Source organism: Paraburkholderia sp., assembly GCF_049581445.1.
Classification (GTDB): domain Bacteria; phylum Pseudomonadota; class Gammaproteobacteria; order Burkholderiales; family Burkholderiaceae; genus Paraburkholderia.
Genome location: NZ_JBAURZ010000138.1, coordinates 1 through 2,354, shown reverse-complemented (window position 1 = coordinate 2,354; position 2,354 = coordinate 1). Strand labels below are relative to the sequence as shown.

The following is a 2,354-nucleotide window of genomic DNA, read 5'->3' as shown; positions in this document are numbered from 1 at the left end:
GTGCAGAAGCAAGCGCCGGCGCTGCGGCGGACACGATGTCGCTCATTTACAGCAGGCCTGCCTGACGCAGCAGATCGCCTGCCTTGCTGTCGTCGCCGAGCTGTTGCACCGTCAATGACGGCGGCGTCAGTTCGCTGAACGGCTTGAGGATCGGATCCGGTGCGACACCCGCATGCAGCGGGTATTCGAAGTCAACGTGGCTCTTTGCGAGCAAGGTCTGCGCGCGTTCGCTGACCAGGTACGCGAGGAACTTCTGCGCATCCGCCTCGTTGTGAGCGGACTTCAGAATCGCGGCACCCGACACGTTGACGAGCGCACCCGCGTCGCCATTGGTGAAGTGGTACAGCGCGCTACGGGTGGACTTGTCGCCGATTTCGGCATTCAGACGCGCCCAGTAGTAGTTATTGATGATGCCGGTTTCGACCGCACCGCGATTCACTGCGGCCACCACGCCTTCATCGTCGTCGAAGATCTGCGAGTTGGCTTTCAGGCCCTTGAGCCAATCCAGCGTCGCAGCTTCACCCTTCAGCGCGATCACGGCGCTCACGAGCGGCAGGAAGTCGCCATCGCTCGGGGCGATACCAACCTTGCCCTTCCATTGCGGCTTGGCCAGATCGAACAGCGATTGCGGCAGTTGCGCCGGCTTGAGCTTGGCCGTGTTGTACGCCAGCACGTTTTCACGCGCGGTCACGCCAACCCAGGCACCCGTGGGCGAATCGAAACGCGCCGGCACGGCGGCGAGCGTCGCTGCATCCACCTTGCCGAGCATGCCCTTTTCTTCCAGCAGCATCAGCTCAGGCGAGTTTTCCGTGAAGTACACGTCAGCGGGGGAGGCTGCGCCTTCCGCGACGAGTTGGGCAGCCAGTGCCGGACCTTCGCCGGTGCGGATCTTGACCGAGACGCCCGTTTGCTTCTCAAAGTCCTTGGCGAGCATGTTGACGACCTGCTCGTGCTGCGCGCTGTAAAGCGTGATCGATGCAGCGTGGGCAGCGATGGGCGCAGTGCCGAGCGTCGCCAGCAGAAGCGCTGCCGCGCCGCTCATTGCGCGAACACGGGTGCCAAGCCAGGAATGAGTCATGGTTCAGAATTCCTTTTGTGATGGTTTTGATCTGTGTCATGCGTGGCATGCCACGAGCGGGTCTCGGGGTTCCGCTCGCAGGCGCGGGCCCGGCGCAGCGTTGCGCGAAGAGCCCAGCCAAACCCCGCGAAATCGTTTTGAGCGCCGCAAGCGGCGCTCAGGTGCTCATGTACTCAGGTTTCGAACAGCCCCGCCCCGATGTACGAACCCGGACGTGCGCCCGGCGGACAGGCAAACACCGCGCTGCCGACGTGCGTCGTGAACTGGTTCATCATGTCGAACTTCGAGAGCTTCTCGTTGATCGGAATGAAGCCGGCACGCGGGTCGCCCTGATAGGCGATGAAAATCAGCCCGGCGTCGTATTCCGTTTCCTGGCGCCATGGCGGCCAGCGCTCGATGTAGAAATTCGTGCTGTCGTTGTACGAGTACGAGCGGCGCAGAATCTGCGCGCCGTTGTTGTTGTCCCGATTCGACAAACGAACGTGCGAATTCTCCGGAATGATCGAATTGCCGTCCTTGTCCTGTGCCTTGAGATCGACGGGGTCGAACTCGTTCTTGCTGCCGATCGGCGCGCCGCTCAACTTGTGACGACCAAAGACCTGTTCCTGGAAATCGGCTTCGGTCATGTCCCAATGTTCGAGCGTGATGCGGATGCGGCGCACGACGCTATACGACCCGCCTTGCATCCACGGTGCATCGGCGCCGTTGGCCCAGACGAACTGGTTCATCAGCTCGGGCTTTTTCGTCGACGGGTTGTTGGTGCCGTCCTTGAAGCCCATCAGGTTGCGCGGCGTCTGGCCGCGCGGCCCTGACACAAAGCCTTGCTGGCCCCAGCGCATGGTCGCCGCGCCATAGCACTGGCGCACCAGTTGACGCACGGCGTGGAACGCCACTTGCGCATCGTTCGCGCAGGCCTGGATGAAGATGTCGCCGCCGGTTTTCTCGGGGAGCAACTGATCGCCGTTAAAGTGCGGCAGATCGACGAGCGCAGCCGGCCGCCGATTGGCAATGCCATAGCGGTCCTTGCCGCCAGACGTGAACATACCCGGACCGAAGCCGAAGGTAATTGTCAGACCGGCAGTACCGAGGCCGAGCACGTCGGCGGAGTCGGGCGCCGCTTTGCCGTCGGGGCCGGGCAACTGCCCGGCGGGCTGGCCCTGAGTCATCCGCGCGGCGGCGTCAGTCCAGGTGCGCATCAGACCGATTACGTCGTCGCGCTTGGTCGTGGTCAGATCAAGCGCGGCAACATAAATGTGCGACTGCTGCGGCGTGATGA

Annotated in this window: 2 protein-coding genes; both read right to left on the bottom strand. The window is 62.9% G+C overall.

The features are described from left to right. Positions 1–46: 46 nt before the first annotated feature. Entirely contained in the window at positions 47–1,078 is a 1,032-nt protein-coding gene (locus WCA85_RS13080) for an iron ABC transporter substrate-binding protein (protein WP_424064458.1), read from the bottom strand. 173 nt (positions 1,079–1,251) lie between these two features. Beyond that, positions 1,252–2,354 (bottom strand): Dyp-type peroxidase (locus WCA85_RS13075; protein WP_424064456.1); only part of this gene is annotated, 1,103 nt, incomplete at its 5' end.